This window comes from Elizabethkingia sp. YR214, from assembly GCF_003058195.1.
Taxonomy (GTDB): Bacteria; Bacteroidota; Bacteroidia; order Flavobacteriales; family Weeksellaceae; genus Elizabethkingia.
Genome location: NZ_QBUH01000004.1, coordinates 234,234 through 251,262, shown reverse-complemented (window position 1 = coordinate 251,262; position 17,029 = coordinate 234,234). Strand labels below are relative to the sequence as shown.

The window sequence follows — 17,029 nt, the reverse complement described above, 5'->3', positions numbered from 1 at the left end:
ATAAACTCAACGCTTACAGGAAGTGTATAAGCTAAATTTTATGGCGTTACAGTAACGTTAGTTCCCTGTGTATGTGCATTCATCTGAGGTGCGTAATAATTTTGCATTGTTGTAATCCCGTTAGAGAATTTTCCTGCAATATTAGCAACAACATCATATTCGAAAATATACTTACCTTTTGGCATCTGTTCTATATAGAAGTTGGTCGATGCATCTTTAGTCGACTGATAATAACCCAAATTATTCTTCCACTGATATCCGGATAATACATCTGTTGGTTCAAATCCTGCAGCTCTCATATCTTTGATATGAATATATTCCATCGGACGATCTGTATTCAGAATCATTCTTACTGTCACTTTATCTCCTACGCGAAGTGGCGTATCTGCAGTAATCTTTTTCAACTCTTCACCATTTTCTGTTTTCACTTTTTTATACAGTTCTTTGGTAACAGAAATATAAGTTTCAGAAGATTTTATTTTATCAAGATTCTCATAATACTGCCAGAACAAACCTCCCTGAACAATACCTGGACCTGGCTTGGTTACAGTTACTTCAGCTAGTTTTTTATCTAGTTCCGGAGATTTCACAGAAGATTTGATATAACCTGTGGCCTGAGTATCTGCTTTTGTCATTTCCTTTCCTCCCCATATTACAGTTGCTTGATCTGCTTCTGGAGTTGTCCAAGACTTACCACTATTCATGATAGTATAAATAATTTCTGCAGTTGCACGGCTAGTCTCCCAATGATTTACTTCTTTCTGGGTAATCAACCAGATTTTCATGTCTTCTATAATAGCATCATTTGGTTTTAGCTTATTAAACGCCTGCATTGCCAATGCATGGTTAATGGCTTTTGAAGCATACCAACCCCAAGCATCAAGATTCTGTTTCCAATATACCCCTTGCGTTTTGGTATCTGTAGACGTTTCTTTCAAATAAGTCATTAACTTTCCTGAAACATCTTTTAAACCATAATTATCAAACAATAATGCTGCTCTGGACAATCCATAGAATGTGAAATCTGTAATCTTTGCTGCCTTAGCTTTAGCAACAACCTGTGTTTTTAGTGTTGCTCCGGTGTTCTTTAACGGGAACTGAGCTTCCCAATAATGACGTGTATCCAGATAGTCTAATACAAGATTATTCCACGGATTCATATCTTTTGGTTTCCAGTAACGGTTGATCTCACGATCTACATAAGCAGTTAGTGCACTTACCATTTCATCCTGTGGAGTATTCTGATAATCTTTCACTCCGCCTTTTTCTTTTAGCCATTCGTTTATTTTTCCTAAGTTTTTAAGAATATAAAGCGATGTTGAGAAACTGCTTGGAGAACCTGCATACCAAGAGAATCCGCCATCTCCGTTCTGCAATTGTTTTAGCTGACCCCAGTCGTCTAATATGGAGTTACGCATATTATTGGCATCGAAAATACGAGCTATCATTTGCATTTGTTGTTTTTCATTCTTTGCATTGAAAACCCATGGTGTTTCTTCTAACAGAAGTTGTTTCAGTTCCTGATTTTTCTCCAGATTACTTTCCAGTAAACCTTTTTCCTGATATTCATCAAAGATCTTCTTCATTCTGGGATTGGCTTTAAATATTTCAGAAGCCATAACATCTGCGAACCATTTGTTGAATACAACATCTGCTGAATTATTAATATCATTTTTCAGGCTTGGTAAAGCAAATAGTACTTCCCAAATCGGATTGGTTGTCAATTCTAATGTATTAGAAACATTGGCAATCGTTGTTGAGTTATTCGATTTCAACTGATCTAATACAAAAGTCTTGGTTTCTCCTTCTTTTACAAAAATTGGTAATGCATCCGTCACCAACATTCTGTTTGGCAATACCGGAACAGCTTTCTGCTCGCCATCACTGTACTGTCCTGCTTTTGCAACTGTTTTTATAATAATTCCCGATACATCACTTGGTACTTTAAATGTCCAGTTAACAGACTTGCTTGAAGTTGCATTGATATCAAAATTCTGAATCAGGTTGTTCACTCCGAATTTTGAAGAAATATCTTCATTAGTATCAGCATTCAGGATCTGTAACTGTACACTTCCACTTAGAGCTTTTTCTACAAGATTATTCAGCTTCACTTGCATATTGATTTCATCGCCTTCACGTAGAAATCTTGGATAATTTGGTGTAACCGAGAAATCTTTCTGCGTAACAATAGTCTGTTCCAGTGTTGCAGCATTGGCATTTTTGTCGTGTGCCAGGAACATTAATTTCCATTTAGTTAAAGCTTCCGGAGAAGTAAATTCAAAGCTTACATTTCCGTCTTTATCCGTTTTTAAATTTGGATAGAAGAATGCAGTTTCATTTAGATTACCACGAACAGGAACTTTGTCCAGATCTTCTTTTTTCTTCGCTTTGCCATATCCGGTCACGACAACTTCTTCGATTTCCTTCTTACTTGAGGAATCTGCTACTTTAGCAGCAGCTACAGGTGCTGGCAATGCCATATCCATAGTAGTTTCATAAGCTACATTAGCTTTTCGTACTGAAGATACTCCTCTAAGTCTGACATTAGTTGCACGTCCACCTAATGCTTCATACTGATCGAACCAGTTAAAATAAGGTTCAAATACAGTTTTGGCATTCAAATATTTTTCGCGCTTATTAAAGCGTACAGAATTTAGATTTTCTGTACCTACTCCATAATTTTGCTGTATAAATCTTTCAAAATTGAAATTTCTGAAAGCATAAGTATTAGCAGCAAACTGATCCAGTGACATATCATACATATTGGCCAGTAATTCGGCTACTGCTTTTTCTTTATTCTTTCCGATAATCTTCACCGTCCATCTCTCCTTACTTCCCGGTTGAATTTTATCACGGAAAGTAGTCAATTCTATCTTCATTGGTTCTGTTTCATTACGAACCGGCAAGTTTGTAGAAAGTGTCTGAATATCATTATAAGCTGCTAAAGTAAACTGAAGGTTTAGCTGCTTTATAGCGGAATCTGTAGGAATTGCGATTTCGTACTCCAATACACCATTTTTAATGTATTTTTCTTCGGTTTTAGTTTCCCCGTTTCCGTTTTGTACATACACATATACTTTAGCGTCAGGGATTGAGGAATACAGATATACTTTAGCTTTTTCTCCTCTTGCATAATCTTTCTGATTATTCATTAATCTGAAGAAAGGTTTCTGCCCGTTACCTAAAGATTTTCTGTCCCATACTTCGAAAACTTTCTCTGTCTTTATCGTATCCTGCCCTTCAATATTATAGAATTCCAGTTTGTAAGTTCCAGCCGCCAATTTCCCAAGACTAAATTCTTCATCAGCAGTTGTTTTTTGCAGTACTGTTTGTTTCTCTTTTCTATTCTTCGCTAATTCGGATTTATCAAAGTAATCGTGTGGGAATTTCTGAATGAAATTCTCTTTAGAAAATACAGAAATATCTTGTACAAAATCTTCAAAATTATTTCTGAAGATACGGTCCGGAGCTTCTAAAAGACTTAGTTTTGCCTGATAGCTTTTTCCTAATTTCTGATTGTTATAATTCTTAGTCGCTACTTTTACTTTAATATTTTCATTCGCAAAAGCCGGCTTTACTTCTTCAGCTTCTATAAAATGGCTTACAGAGGCTACACGGAATGTTGAAGAATTCTCCTGTGTCTCACCATTGATATCGGTTACCGATGCATTTACCACATACTCATTCACCTGAATTCCTTTTAGCTTATCATCTTTTTTAAGATCAACAGGAATATCGAATTCACCTTTTTCATTGGTATTAACAGTTCCCAGAATCGAATTTTCATTAGAAGTTGGTGTGAACCAATAGAAATAACGGTAACGAATATCCTGTTTCTTAATTTCATAATTCAGCGTAGCATTGCTTAACGGAACTCCTGAAAACGAAACAGCCTTACCTTTCATATGAATGGTTTGCCCAAATTTGTATTCACCTTTAATATCCTCAAAAGTAATTTCGAAATTCGGACGTTTGTATTCTTCTACTCTGAACCCTACAGAGCCTTCATCTGTTTCCAGCATAAACTGGCCATTTAGTTTTCCTTTTGGCAAAATAAAGTTGCCATTATAGCTACCAAATTCATTAGTTGTAAATGTCTGTTCCGAAACATCTTCACCGTTAGCATCTACTAACTTTATCTTTTGCTTCATCCCAATTACAACAGTTTCTTTTTTGCTACTATACTGGGTATTAATTACCTTGAAATAGACTGTTTGTCCAGGTCTGTAAATAGCTCTGTCCAAAAATATCTGAGCTGTTTTTTCGGTAGCATCAACCCTTGGCTGGTCATAATAATCGCCACCATAAGCTTCTATAAAGCTGATGTTTTTCTCCGAATCTTCAACCAAATAACGTTTGTAATTTCGGGTTTTATTTTCCGGAAATACAAAAATTCCTTGTGGGTCTGTTTTAGCTGAAAATTTAGCTACAGGTTTATTGTATTCGCTGTAGTCATAAAAATTAAGACCTATATTCTTTTTAGATTCACCATTATTTCTGCTAATCAGCCTCAATACATTATTCGCACTGTTATTCGAAATTTTATTATAAATAATACGGGAATCTGTTACAGAGAACCAGTAGCTTCCCTGAGATTTTCCCTCCACAATATATTCGGCAATGTAAAGCCCATTCTTCAATGCAGATAGTTCTATGGAAGAAATATGGTTTTTATAATCTCCTGTATTTTTCAGCTGATAATTTTCTTTTTTTACGAGTTGCTTTGCAACCTTTAGCAAAGGATTCTTATAGCTGTCTTTAATATGGCTGATAAATGAATTCATATCAGTTACCTGATAAATATTCATAGCAAAGGCATCTGCATTTTTATAATTAACAGACAAGTGAATGGGTTGCTGAGGTAATGTGAACGATTCATAGCTTACCGTTATTGCCGGAGCTGTAATGCTATTCTCTGTATTTTTTATATTATTCTGAAACTCGCTCTTAGGATACATTTCCTTTGCTTTCTTCAAAACAGACATTGCCTCTTTAGGGGTTGCAGAAGCCAGACTTCCTGCTATATCATTCAGAATATAGACTTTGTAATCTCCATCTGTGGAAGAATTCACAATTACTTCATATTTTTTACGGGCTTCCGCTTCTGATAATTGGCCAAAGCTTACTTCATATTGAGCTTTAAGGTATTCATAAAACAATTTAGGATTTCCCGAATTAGATGCAATCTGATCATTATAAATCTCCAGAATTTTAGCATTATTTGCTTTTAATTCATTTGGTGTAAATAATACATTATTTTTTAAAAAGTTTATATGTTGCAAAGTGATCCAGTCCTGAACAGATGGGAAGTAAGCAATATCCTGTGTATTGGCAAATAATTTCTGGTATTTGGTCATGGATATTTTACGAATTTCATTTTTAACCTTTCCAAGATCATCGAAATTCTGAGTAAAATACTTTTTGTAATCCAGTTTGGACCATGTTTCAATCTGAGCAAAATCCTGATTGTCTATATTGGTTCTGTCTTGAATTTTCCATTGATTGCGCTGGAAATAATCATCAACAAACTTCACCTGTAAGGCACGATATACTAATAGTTCATCTCCTTTCAGATTCTTTTCCTGCTTTTTTATTTTATCAAAAAACTGACTCGCAGAATCATTTTTTTCATCGTCACGAGTCTGGTTAACTATGACAAACTCTGCTTTCAAAGCATTGATTAGTTCAATGGTGTTATTATCTTTCATAGCTTGTTTCTGAATATCCAATACAATAGGCAAATTGGATTTTACCATTCCTTTTGCATAATTATCATTAATCTTTTTCCACTGCTGGTCATAATAATTCTGGGCGTGTAATGAGCCCCCCAATAAAATGGCCAACAACAGGCTAAAAATTTTGGCAATGCGTTGCATAAATATTTATTTTTGATGTGTGTTAAATTTACTTAAAAAATATATAGTAGACAGTCAGATTTATGTTTCTTTAATGGGAACTTTGCTCACGCTGTTTTTTATGACAGAGCGAATACCATTCCGTTCTGCTCTTATCCTTCTTATATTTCTTACTTTTCTAAATGGGTATTTGTATACAAAATACCAAATGACAAAAAAACTTTTCAGTTATGTATTGCTCTTCAATACAATAACTTTTATCTTTTGTGTCACTGTAATCATCCACAGGCATCATCCTGAATCACTGATTAAATGGTTACTTATCATCATTTTAGGTTTTTTATATAATAGTCAGTTCCTCAATACATTCATCAGAAAAATTCCGTTTATCAAAATCTTTCATGTGGCTCTTGTATGGGCGCTGATCAACTCCTGGCTTATAATGCCTGTGATACAATGGGATGTTTTTTTCATCACCTTTCTCTTGGTATCGGGGCTTATTTTACCTTTTGACATTCGGGATATGCGATATGATACTGTTACTACATTCCCCCAGATTATTGGTATTCAGAACACTAAATATCTGGCTTATTTGCTGTTATTTTTTTCATCACTCATTGCTGTTTTTTCTCTACAACCGGATTTTGCATTATGCTATTTCCTGTCTGTAGTTATTGGTTTTATACTTATTTATTTTGCTCAGCCTTCAAGGTCTGATGCTTATTATTCTTTCGGAGTAGAAACGATTAGCGGTCTTCCGTTTTTGTTTCATCTCCTTCTGAAATTATTCTGATTGTCGTATCTTTACCCAAGTTTTTTCCAACTATGCTGATACAATCTATTCGCTTAAACAATTTTAAAAATCATGCTTTTCGTCAATTTGACTTTTCACCACAAATCAATTGCTTTGTTGGAAACAATGGCGTAGGCAAGACTAATATATTAGACGCACTATATTACCTTTCGGTTGGAAAAAGTTTTCTGGGTAATACAGATCAGAACAATATTTTGCAAGGTGAAGAGTTCTTCAACATCGAAGCAGTGGTAGCTGACGATGAAAAAGAAAATATTATAAAAGTTCAGCAACCTCTCAACTCCAAGAAGATTATTAAGAAAAACGATAAGTCGTATGAGCGGCTTGCTGACCATATAGGTTTTCTGCCTTCAGTCATTATTTCTCCTTATGATAATAATCTGATATCCGATTCGGGAGAAGCTCGCAGAAGATTTCTGGATGGTATGATTTCTCAGACTGATACTGAATATCTTTTTCATATTATCCAATACCAAAAAACAATACAACAAAGAAATGCTCTATTAAAAGCTTTTCAGAAGAATCGTTATTTCGATGCCGATTCTCTGGACATTTATCAGCACCATCTGATAAAATCCGGAAATATAATCCACGAAAAAAGAAAGACTTTCAATGAGAAGTTCTCTCCTATCGTACAGAAGTTTTATCAGTTGATTTCTGATGGAAAAGAAGATATAGAAATTAATTACCTGTCAGATCTTTCAGACCAGGATTTCGAAGCAATTCTGGTGCAGAATCTGGAGAAAGACAGAATATTGACTTATACCTCGAGAGGTACTCATAAAGATGATCTTATCTTCCTTATGCGTCAGTTTCCACTAAAGAAAACAGGATCACAGGGACAGCAGAAAACTTTTCTGATCAGCCTAAAGCTTGCGCAGATGCAGATGATAAAAGATATCACCGGAAAATCACCTATTCTTTTGCTGGATGATATTTTTGACAAACTGGATGATAGCAGAGTAAGCCAGCTGATAGCACTTGTCAATAAAGAAAATTTCGGACAAATTTTTATTACCGATACTCATAAGGATCGTACACAATCTATTGTACAACGTATTAATGAGGAAAGCCGGATTTTTGAGTTATGAAACCAACAGGTTACATAAAAGAATGAGTATATGAAAAAAAAGAAACGTGAATATATGTCTTCCGAGCTGGTTCAGTCTTTTATAAAGATATATGGACTGGAAGAAAAAATGGAAGCTATTGCTATCCGGGATTTTCTTGAAGATTATCTGGACGAATCTCTCTATCAGGAAATCACCAGTGTTTCTCTGAAAAACGGTATGCTGGATATAAAAATTAAATCACCTCTTCTGAAAAATGATTTCAGAATGCGTAAGACCTTTTTTTTACAAAAATTCCGTGGCGTAATTGGTGAAGAAAAGATTAGTGACCTTCAGTTTTTGTAGTATTTGTACTCTTCATTAGATCCATTGCACGTCCATCTAGTTTTGAACGGATTGGCAGGAAGAATCTCAGCGGATTCTTGAAGAAATAACGGAAGATCTCGACAATAATCTGTCTTACTTCACCCAATTTCAATTTTCTGGAGCGGAAAGCTAACAGCATTGACAATGCAAAACTTACAGCAAAATTGAAAAATCCGATTAACCAAATCGTACAAAAAGAAACCCAAAAAGTATAAGCATCTACCGAGAATCCTCTACCATACAGTGCTGTTGCAAAAAAACCTGTAGAAAATGTAATATGTCGGATATCGATATCTAATCCTAAAAATATTCCGATAGGTCCTGTTATTCCTAAAAATACCCCAAACCAAAAATTGGACATAATACCAGGCCAATTCTTCGCATAATATTTGGAAAGATTCTTCGCGGTTTTGTCACCTAAAAAATAATTGATCATTGGGTTTTTAGCAATTCTTTTAGGGATCTGAAAAAAAACAGAATTATTCCCCACATTACCGGATATAATACCGGATATAAACAGGAAAACTCCAGCTATACTGGCATGAAGCAATGCCTTGGACCGAAACATGTCAATACTAAGGAAAAGCTTGTCTGCCTTATATGTACCATAATTATAGTTAAAAATAATGTCCAGAATATAAACAAATAACAATGCCGAACCGAAAGTAAAAAATACGTTTCCTACAAATGCTATAAACTGACTACGGAAAAGTTTAGAAACAAAATGAGCAAAATCGACATAATTTTTTTGACTATTATTTTTATCCGAAAGTACCTTTGCCATTGTAGCAGCCGTCATTGCCGGTTGCTTTGTAGCAATAGTATACCCCATTAGATAAATAACTACAAAACACATCGCATAGTTCATTGCATAGATTGCTGCGTGCCCAAACTCGCTCGTATCCAAATCACCATACAAAACTTTCAGAATACTACACATCCCGATAATAATTCCGCCGGCACTGGCTTTCCACAACATTCCTAAATAATCTCTTCGAGAAGAAGTAATGTAATGGGTTCCTGTTTCAGCAGTGTGATTTGTAATAAGGTGCGACAACATACGTGTGCTATCGTCTACCAATTCGGAAATGTTATTTTTATGTGATTTATATTCTAAAATATTGAAAAAAAAGCGTTTAGACTTTATCAATTTATCTTCGTCACTATCAACTGTCAGAATATTTAAAATCTCGTAAATACGCTGTAACTGCTGCTGAATCTTAAGTAATGATTGGTTAATCTTACTGGAAATACCATATTTTGAAGAATTTTTAAAAGCCAGACTTACAAAGTCCTGACATTGCTGCAGGTAAACTTTCATCTGCTTGTAAATCTCGGATTTGGAGGTCAATTCCATTTCCGGATTATTTTTAAACTCCTCTAAAAGCAAGTCCAGCTCATTCTGCAATGCAAGGAAAGGATTGTCAAAATTCCTGTATTCTGGTGCCATTCTTACGACATCTACGTCCAGTGCATTACCAATCACTCGCCATGCCAGGATATTCATCGAGAACATCAGTTCTTTCTTTACCTTCGGATTACTAATAAAATTATCTATTTTTAAAATCCTGAAGAGTTCGTCCATCTCAGCATCTGAAATATTTTTCAGATAGGCCAGATCTTTTTTGGTATGTACAGAAACGGTATCTACCAGATAAGAAACAGAATTTTCGTTATCTACAGATGGCAGAATTTTGTTTAGTATTCTTTTCTTTAATTCCGGATAAAATGCATTTTCCGAAAGGATACCGGCTTCAGTAAGGGATAAGTTGAATGGTTTTCCGTCAAATAGATTCCGGATATAATATCCGAAATTATCGCATATCTCCGGATTGTTCTTCAGATAGGCTAAAAAAATCTCGAAATCCTCCTGAACAATGCTGTTAAATACATCTTTAAGAGGTTCTAAAGACTTTGTTTCGTTTTTAAAAACGAAATATTTTTTTAGAATATTGTTAAAATTATCTTTGTTTCTTCTGAGGAGCCTTCCCATAATCTGTACTGCTAAGATATCAATTTAACTTCATATAACCCATTTGTTTCATAATCCAGCTGTGCTTTTTCTGTAAATACGGCGATGGATTTTTAGGATCATATTTCTTTGGATTTGGTAACACAGCTGCAATCCAGGCAGCTTCGCTTTTCGTTAAATCTTTTGCAGATTTATTAAAATAGTATTTAGAAGCAGCCTCTACACCAAATACTCCCCTCCCCATTTCAATAGAGTTCAGGTAGCGTTCCAGGATAATATCCTTATTCCAAAGGTGCTCTATAATAAAAGTATAAACAACCTCCAGACCTTTACGCACCCAGCTTCTCCCGTTCCACAGGAATATATTTTTGGCTGTCTGCTGAGAAATTGTACTTCCCCCCTGGACGGTTTTCTTATTTTTCTTTTCATTGTGCTTCATTGCCCTTTCGATAGCTTTGAAGTCGAAACCATTGTGCTTAAAGTAGTTCTGATCTTCACTGGCTATTACGGCAAGCTTTACATTATCTCCCATTTCGTCGAACGAAATATAATCGCGGTCTAATTTTCCGTATTCCGCAAGTCCTCCCAGCTGGATAAATGTAATGGGTGGATTAAAAAAACGTCCCCAGATTACTGCCAGTATATTGAAGACTATAACAATAAAAATAACTCTTTTAATAAACTTCCACATAAGTCGAAATATGTCGCAAAAATAAGCTTTTTAATTTTTTGAAAAAACATTGATTATTGTTTTAAAAAGCCAGTGGACAAAAGTTAAAGAAGCAGGCATTGGTATAAATAGACAAACCTGTTATTTACGATGAGTAATAACAGGTTATATTTCATTATGTTTTGTTATTTTTTAGTTCAGGGAAAGAACTTGTTTTTTAAAAAAGTCAAATAAAAAAAGCTTGTCAAAAATGTAGCCTATATTTTCTTGTTGTATGAACTCCAATGCAGGACTCGTATCTTCCGTTTCTCTTTCCCGTACAAAGACTAACCATAATTCCTTAACTCTGCCATGGTTTCTTTTGGCCTCTGCAACTAATTGTGTATATGAAACTGTATTGTGCAGACTATTGATATCACAAAAGAGAATTCCTTTGTCTCTACCTTCATCAACAATTACATTTACTTTTCCCCTTAGCTCGTATTCGGAAGCCTTTATAGAAGAGTTATAACATTCTATAAAACGGGTAAGGTCTGCAAGCTGTATTATTTTTTCTTCTTTCTGTTGCTCTGTTAAAGCACTATCACTCAGGATCAGATTCGATAAATCAGTGAATTCCTTTAAGGCCATACAATTAAATTATAATGAGCAAAAAAAGATAAACAGAGCACATCAATTCTTATTTTTATATCAAATCCTGTTTTTTTTATACAAAAACCTCCATCTAGAATTTAGTATAAAAGGATAAGAGGTTTGTATAATTTTTAAAATAATATTCCTGAATATTTTAGTTTTGCAAATTAATAATATGAATATGGAAGATGCTCAGGATATTCAGGTCAATGGTTTTATTAAATTCCTTGTGGAGGATCGCTACAGGGTTATTCGCCATGTTATTTTTAACATCGGACTTTTCCTTTTATTCTATAGCAGCAACCCCAAGCTAACATCAGATTCTTCACAGATTTATAAATTCTATATGGTTTTGCTAGGCTGGTCTGTATTTATTGCCATGTTTTATGTCAACATGTATATTCTGGTGCCATATTTCTTTTTCAGATCTAAATATCTGCTGTATCTGCTTCTGCTTGTTATTCTGGTTGCTGTCAGTTTATCTTTTATAAGTTATATTATCTATAACAGCACTTCGCTTAAACTTCGGGAAGATAAAAGTCTGTATGGCGGTATCATTATTTCTACACCAATTATCTTAACAACCACAACTTTGAAGTTATTCCAAAGATGGATAAAGGATAATGAACGAATTTCGGAACTGAAAAACCTTTCTCTTTCGATGGAACTGGATGTATTAAAAAATCAGATTAATCCGCACTTCCTTTTCAATATGCTGAATAATGTAAAAGCATTGATCAGAAAAAATCCGGAGCAAGCTACAGAGGTACTTATGAAACTTTCGAGTTTTCTGCGTTATCAGCTTTATGAAAACAATGATAAGACAACTCCGCTTACAGACGAGATCAATGCACTTTCTAATTTCCTGAATCTTGAAGAGTTAAGGCGTGAAAACTTTACTGCTGTAATCAATCACAATCAGGATATCCGATCCTTCAACAATATTTTCATTCCCCCAAACCTGTTTACCACTTTTGTAGAAAATGCTGTTAAACATAGTGTAGATCTTGCAGATAATAGTACTTATATTATAATTGATTTTACTGTAGAAAATTCCAGATTAATTTTCACTTGCCGAAACTCTGTAAGTCCGGATTTGTCTCTGGAAGAAGACCATTATGGAGGCTTAGGACTTAAGAATATTAAAAGAAGACTGGAATTGCTGTACCAGAATCAGTACAGTCTGGATATTATATCAACAGAAACAGAATATATTGTAAATTTAACAATCCCCCTATCTTTATGAACTGTATAATAATAGATGATGAGCCACTGGCAAGAGAAGAGATGAGATCTTTGATTAATGAAGTATCTCCCGTTGAAATACTGGGAGAGTTTTCTAATGCTCTCACTGCTCTTAGCTTTCTTAAAGAAAATAAGGCCGATTTGATATTTCTGGATATACAAATGCCTAAAGTAACGGGATTGGAATTTGCAGAAATGGTTCCGGAGGATACTCTGATTATCTTTACAACCGCCTATCCTCAGTATGCACTGAAAAGCTATGAACTGGATGCTATAGATTATCTGTTGAAACCTGTAGAAAAGCAAAGATTAAAAAAAGCGATTGACAAAGCTATTTCGTACAAAGAACTGTTTTCCCAGGCTACGGTAAAAAACACAGTTGAGAGCAGCAATGATGCTTCTCTAATGATAAAGGCAGATAAAAGATATTATAAAATTCAGCTTGACGATATTATGTTTATTGAAGGTCTTAAAGATTATGTCATTATTCATACACAAAATCAAAAGCTTATCACAGCAATGAATCTCAAAACTATTCATCAAAAGATTTCGTCTCCTCTTTTTCTGCGTGTTAGTAAATCTTATGTGGTAAACATGCAGCATATTGAATCTTTTGACAGTCATACTATTTATATTGGTGAACATGAAATTCCTATTGGAGAAGTATACAGAAATGATTTTTTTGACAAATATTCCGGCGGACTTATTGCCGGAAACTAATAACAATTGTCTAATCTGAGGAGTTTTTGTAATAAAAAAGAAGCATTAGTATTGAGAATTTTGAAAAAACACAGATCAAAATCTGTTAAAGATATCTTACAGAATACTTTAAATTCTTATTTATTTCATTTTTTTTCAAAGTTTTTCCTGTTTTTAGCAATTAAATAATTATAATAAAATAGCGACTTTATTTAAAAAATACACAAAATAAAATTTAATAATTTTTGCAATTTATAACATTATTGCTTTTTTAGTGAAACAAAAGAATTTCCAAAGCAAACATCTACTAATTAGATAGACTTTATATGATATATATCATATCCTTTCTTATCAACAAATTTTGATTAATTAAATACTTTTGAACCAGTAAAAAAATCAAAACCGTTTTTATGAACACAAGTATATCTGACTCTGCCCCGGGAAGCTTCTCGACAGTATCTGCTCTAGAAGTTCCTTGTACAAAAAACTATTATACACTGAAATATTTCACTTTTCAATGCATGTGCTATATGTATTCCATGTAAAGCACTATTGAAGAAGTAATAAAAACAGGAGTCCGAGTTCTTTCTCATATTAAAAGCTCCTTTCCCATTTCAATCTTCAACGCTTATGATACAACCTCCCTCACAGAAGGAGGCTGAATCTTTATTATCTCTTTTCTACAGCAATGATTAGAGACCAGATAAGTCATGAAGTTTTTCAAAGATTTAAACTAAGATTAATATTATAATGAAAAAGAAACAATGTAAAATTGGAGCATTAGCCCTGATTCTGTTTGCAGAATACGGCTTTGCACAAACCAGAGACAGCCTGCCCAAGGAAAATTCCATAAAAGAAGTTGTGGTAGTAGCCTTTGGTAAACAAAAGAAGGAAGAAATTACTGGATCAGTACAATCATTAAAAACAAAAGATCTTGCGAATCTCCAAAATGGAAACATTCTACAGGGAATTGGCGGAAAAGTTGCCGGTGTACAGGTAATATCTTCCGGTCAGCCAGGCTCTCAGCCAACCATAAGAATGAGAGGAATAGGCTCTATCAATGCATCGAGCGATCCATTAATTGTATTGGACGGTATTCCGTATAACGGAAATCTGAATAGTATCCCGGGAACCGATATAGAGAGTATTTCTTTCTTGGAAGATGCGTCTTCCAATGCTTTATACGGATCCAGAGGGGCTAACGGGGTAATTATCGTAAATACCAAAAGAGGAAAAACGAACGGCCTCCGTATAGAAGCAGATGTAAAAACAGGAATAAACTTCAGATCGATCGAAGATTATCCAGTTTACACATCCCCAAAGGATTACTACACGGCATTTTATAACCGTGCAAGAGTTGGTGAAATCGCACGATTAAGGCAAAATGGAGCAGTTCCTTCTGGAGTCTCTCCTCACGAAGTTGGTATTTCGGCACTGAACAAACTGGGCTACAATGTTTATAATCTGCCTTTCAATAGGCTAATATCACAGGATGGCAAGTTTAATCCCGATGCACAACTTTTGTATCAGGATGATTGGAAAAAGTTACTTTTCAAACCGGCTTTAAGAAGAGAAGCCAGCGTGGGAATTACAGCTAATAATGAGCAGGTAAAATCTTATACATCATTAAATTATCTTGATGATCAGGGTTACCTTATTTCTTCTGGATTCGAGAGATTTGGGATCAGATCTAATCTGGACTATGCTATTACCAGTAAATTAAAGCTAACCAGTGGTCTATCCTACACACATAGCAAGCAGGATTTTGGTGAAACCGGAGGATTTTCCAATCCGTTTCAGTTCGCCAGAAATATAGCTCCCTTTTATCCCGTATTTTTAAGAAATAATGATTACCAGATTGTTTATGATAAAAACGGAAAGGCTCTTTATGATTATGGAGATGGCCAAGGCCCAAATGGTGCAGCAAGATCTTATGCAGTTTATGAAAACCCTATTGGTAATCTTCAGCAGGACAAATCACAAACAACCAGTAATGTTACAAATATCAATCTTGGCTTAAACTATGAAATCATTAAAGGATTAGATTTCACCTATAACTTTGGTGCCTATTTAGAAAATATAAAAGATCTGCGATTTGGAAATACAATTGGAGGTACTTCCGCATCTGTTGGAGGTACCCTTACAATGAGCTCTATATTCAGAAATACACTAAACCATCAGCAATTGCTTACCTACCAGAAAAAACTGGGTAAACACAGCTTCAATATTCTTGTTGGCCACGAACTCAATAAAACAAAAAGCGAAAGGTTCTCAGGGACAAAGCAACAACTTGTACTACCAAATTCTTTATCCTTTGACAATGCTGTAAAAATAACAGATCTATCCGGAAATGCTTATGATTATGCAGTAGAAGGTTATTTCTCCAGACTACTCTATAATTATGATAATAAATATTTCTTCAATGCCAATATCCGTAGGGATGGTTCTTCTGTCTTCTCCCCTGACAGCAGATGGGGTAATTTTTATGGCTTAGGAGCAGCATGGAATATTGCAAAGGAAGATTTTCTAAAGGAAAACAGTATCATTAATACACTGAAGCTAAAGGCTTCATACGGCCAACAGGGAAATGACAATATACTTCTGGAAAACGCCGACAGAGATTATTATGCCTATCAGGACATCTACGGAATTAACAACTTCGGAGATGGTAAACCGGTTTTATCACTCAGAAAACAAGGAAATAAAGATTTGAAGTGGGAAACATCGAAAAACCTGAATGCAGGTATTGAAATTTCTCTTTTAAAAAACAGAATCAGTCTGAATGCCGATTACTTTGAAAGAAAGGTCTCGGATATGATCTATACCCTTCCCTTGCCTCCTTCTAATGCCGGATCATATATCAGATATGGCAATATTGGTGACATGATCAACAGAGGAGTTCAGGCAAATTTAAATGTAGACATTCTGCGCTCAGAGCAATTCCAATGGAGTTTTTATGCAAATGCTACCCATTATAAAAATAAAATAACCAAACTTCCTGAGGAACAAAGAAGCACCGGCTTGGTTTCGGGATTGTTTATTCTGACTGAAGGAGGTGACAGATACACTTACTATTTGAAAAAATTTGCAGGTGTAGATCCTAATAATGGTGATGCACAATGGTACCGTACAAGTATAAATCCTAATACCAAGAAGGAGGAAACTACTATTACCAACAATTACAAGGAAGCAACTGATTACAATACGGGCAAATCGGCTATTCCGAAAGTATATGGAGGCTTTGGTACCGATTTCACATATAAAGGATTCAATTTGTCTGTTAATTTCGCTTATCAGTTCGGAGGCTATGGATATGATGATATCTACAGAAGCTTATTTCACTCAGACACCTATGCATCCAACTATTCAACAGATTTAGATAAGACATGGACACCGGAAAATCCGAATGCTGCATTACCACGTGTAGACCTTAACTCGACTAACCAAAACGGAAATTCTACATTGTACCTGATCAAGTCTGATTATGTAAGTCTTCAGGATATAACCCTGTCTTATCAGTTACCTCAGGATTTCACACAGCAGATAGGCTTATCAGCACTCAAAATATACCTTACAGGGAACAATATTTATCTATGGTCCAAAAGAAAAGGCTATGATCCGAGAGCCTCATTAACAGGCGTATCTAATTCATACAGGTATTCATTACTTTCAAGCGTTTCTTTAGGCTTTAAACTCAATTTTTAA

At 34.9% G+C, this 17,029-nt stretch carries 10 protein-coding genes; 6 read left to right on the top strand and 4 right to left on the bottom strand.

The window, feature by feature from the left end:
• Positions 1-38: 38 nt before the first annotated feature.
• Entirely contained in the window at positions 39-5,876 is a 5,838-nt protein-coding gene (locus tag C8J95_RS09715; protein WP_107808165.1) for an alpha-2-macroglobulin, read from the bottom strand.
• Positions 5,877-6,063: 187 nt separating this feature from the next.
• Between C8J95_RS09715 and C8J95_RS09710 the strand changes: the two genes are divergently transcribed.
• From C8J95_RS09710 to C8J95_RS09700, 3 genes are read left to right on the top strand one after another with little or no spacing between them, the layout of a single operon-like run.
• Positions 6,064-6,648: a hypothetical protein gene (locus C8J95_RS09710; protein ID WP_255412771.1), complete on the top strand. Its 585-nt coding sequence runs from the start codon at positions 6,064-6,066 to the stop codon at positions 6,646-6,648.
• Between the two features lie 32 nt (positions 6,649-6,680).
• Positions 6,681-7,760 (top strand): DNA replication/repair protein RecF, encoded by a 1,080-nt coding sequence (locus C8J95_RS09705; protein WP_107808163.1) that lies wholly within the window; start codon positions 6,681-6,683, stop codon positions 7,758-7,760.
• 30 nt (positions 7,761-7,790) lie between these two features.
• Complete coding sequence (locus C8J95_RS09700; RefSeq protein WP_107808162.1) at positions 7,791-8,084, top strand: hypothetical protein; 294 nt, start codon at positions 7,791-7,793, stop codon at positions 8,082-8,084.
• On the opposite strand, the gene C8J95_RS09695 is transcribed toward C8J95_RS09700, so the two are convergent.
• The 3 genes from C8J95_RS09695 to C8J95_RS09685 all read right to left on the bottom strand — a co-directional run bounded on the left by C8J95_RS09695 (position 8,062) and on the right by C8J95_RS09685 (position 11,377).
• Entirely contained in the window at positions 8,062-10,098 is a 2,037-nt protein-coding gene (locus tag C8J95_RS09695) for a recombinase (protein WP_107808161.1), read from the bottom strand. The two genes, C8J95_RS09700 and C8J95_RS09695, sit on opposite strands and share 23 nt — an antisense overlap.
• Before the next feature lie 19 nt (positions 10,099-10,117).
• Positions 10,118-10,768: a monofunctional biosynthetic peptidoglycan transglycosylase gene (gene mtgA, locus C8J95_RS09690; RefSeq protein WP_034871176.1), complete on the bottom strand. Its 651-nt coding sequence runs from the start codon at positions 10,766-10,768 to the stop codon at positions 10,118-10,120.
• 171 nt (positions 10,769-10,939) lie between these two features.
• Positions 10,940-11,377 (bottom strand): hypothetical protein, encoded by a 438-nt coding sequence (locus C8J95_RS09685; RefSeq protein WP_107808160.1) that lies wholly within the window; start codon positions 11,375-11,377, stop codon positions 10,940-10,942.
• A gap of 178 nt (positions 11,378-11,555) precedes the next feature.
• Between C8J95_RS09685 and C8J95_RS09680 the strand changes: the two genes are divergently transcribed.
• The 3 genes from C8J95_RS09680 to C8J95_RS09670 all read left to right on the top strand — a co-directional run bounded on the left by C8J95_RS09680 (position 11,556) and on the right by C8J95_RS09670 (position 17,029).
• The gene (locus C8J95_RS09680) at positions 11,556-12,626 is read left to right on the top strand and encodes a sensor histidine kinase (protein ID WP_255412770.1); all 1,071 of its coding nucleotides are present in this window, start codon (positions 11,556-11,558) and stop codon (positions 12,624-12,626) included.
• Positions 12,623-13,345 carry a LytTR family DNA-binding domain-containing protein gene (locus C8J95_RS09675; protein WP_107808159.1) on the top strand — a complete coding sequence of 241 codons (723 nt, stop codon included), beginning with the start codon at positions 12,623-12,625 and terminating at the stop codon, positions 13,343-13,345. Before C8J95_RS09680 ends, C8J95_RS09675 begins: the two co-directional genes overlap by 4 nt.
• 729 nt (positions 13,346-14,074) lie before the next feature.
• Entirely contained in the window at positions 14,075-17,029 is a 2,955-nt protein-coding gene (locus tag C8J95_RS09670; RefSeq protein WP_107808158.1) for a SusC/RagA family TonB-linked outer membrane protein, read from the top strand.

Excerpts from the sequence above, each read along its gene's own strand:
- C8J95_RS09715 (WP_107808165.1), bottom strand. The coding sequence starts at position 5,876 with ATGCAACGCATTGCCAAAATTTTTAGCCTGTTGTTGGCCATTTTATTG.
- C8J95_RS09710 (WP_255412771.1), top strand. The coding sequence starts at position 6,064 with ATGACAAAAAAACTTTTCAGTTATGTATTGCTCTTCAATACAATAACT.
- C8J95_RS09705 (WP_107808163.1), top strand. The coding sequence starts at position 6,681 with ATGCTGATACAATCTATTCGCTTAAACAATTTTAAAAATCATGCTTTT.
- C8J95_RS09700 (WP_107808162.1), top strand. The coding sequence starts at position 7,791 with ATGAAAAAAAAGAAACGTGAATATATGTCTTCCGAGCTGGTTCAGTCT.
- C8J95_RS09695 (WP_107808161.1), bottom strand. The coding sequence starts at position 10,098 with ATGGGAAGGCTCCTCAGAAGAAACAAAGATAATTTTAACAATATTCTA.
- mtgA (WP_034871176.1), bottom strand. The coding sequence starts at position 10,768 with ATGTGGAAGTTTATTAAAAGAGTTATTTTTATTGTTATAGTCTTCAAT.
- C8J95_RS09685 (WP_107808160.1), bottom strand. The coding sequence starts at position 11,377 with ATGGCCTTAAAGGAATTCACTGATTTATCGAATCTGATCCTGAGTGAT.
- C8J95_RS09680 (WP_255412770.1), top strand. The coding sequence starts at position 11,556 with ATGAATATGGAAGATGCTCAGGATATTCAGGTCAATGGTTTTATTAAA.
- C8J95_RS09675 (WP_107808159.1), top strand. The coding sequence starts at position 12,623 with ATGAACTGTATAATAATAGATGATGAGCCACTGGCAAGAGAAGAGATG.
- C8J95_RS09670 (WP_107808158.1), top strand. The coding sequence starts at position 14,075 with ATGAAAAAGAAACAATGTAAAATTGGAGCATTAGCCCTGATTCTGTTT.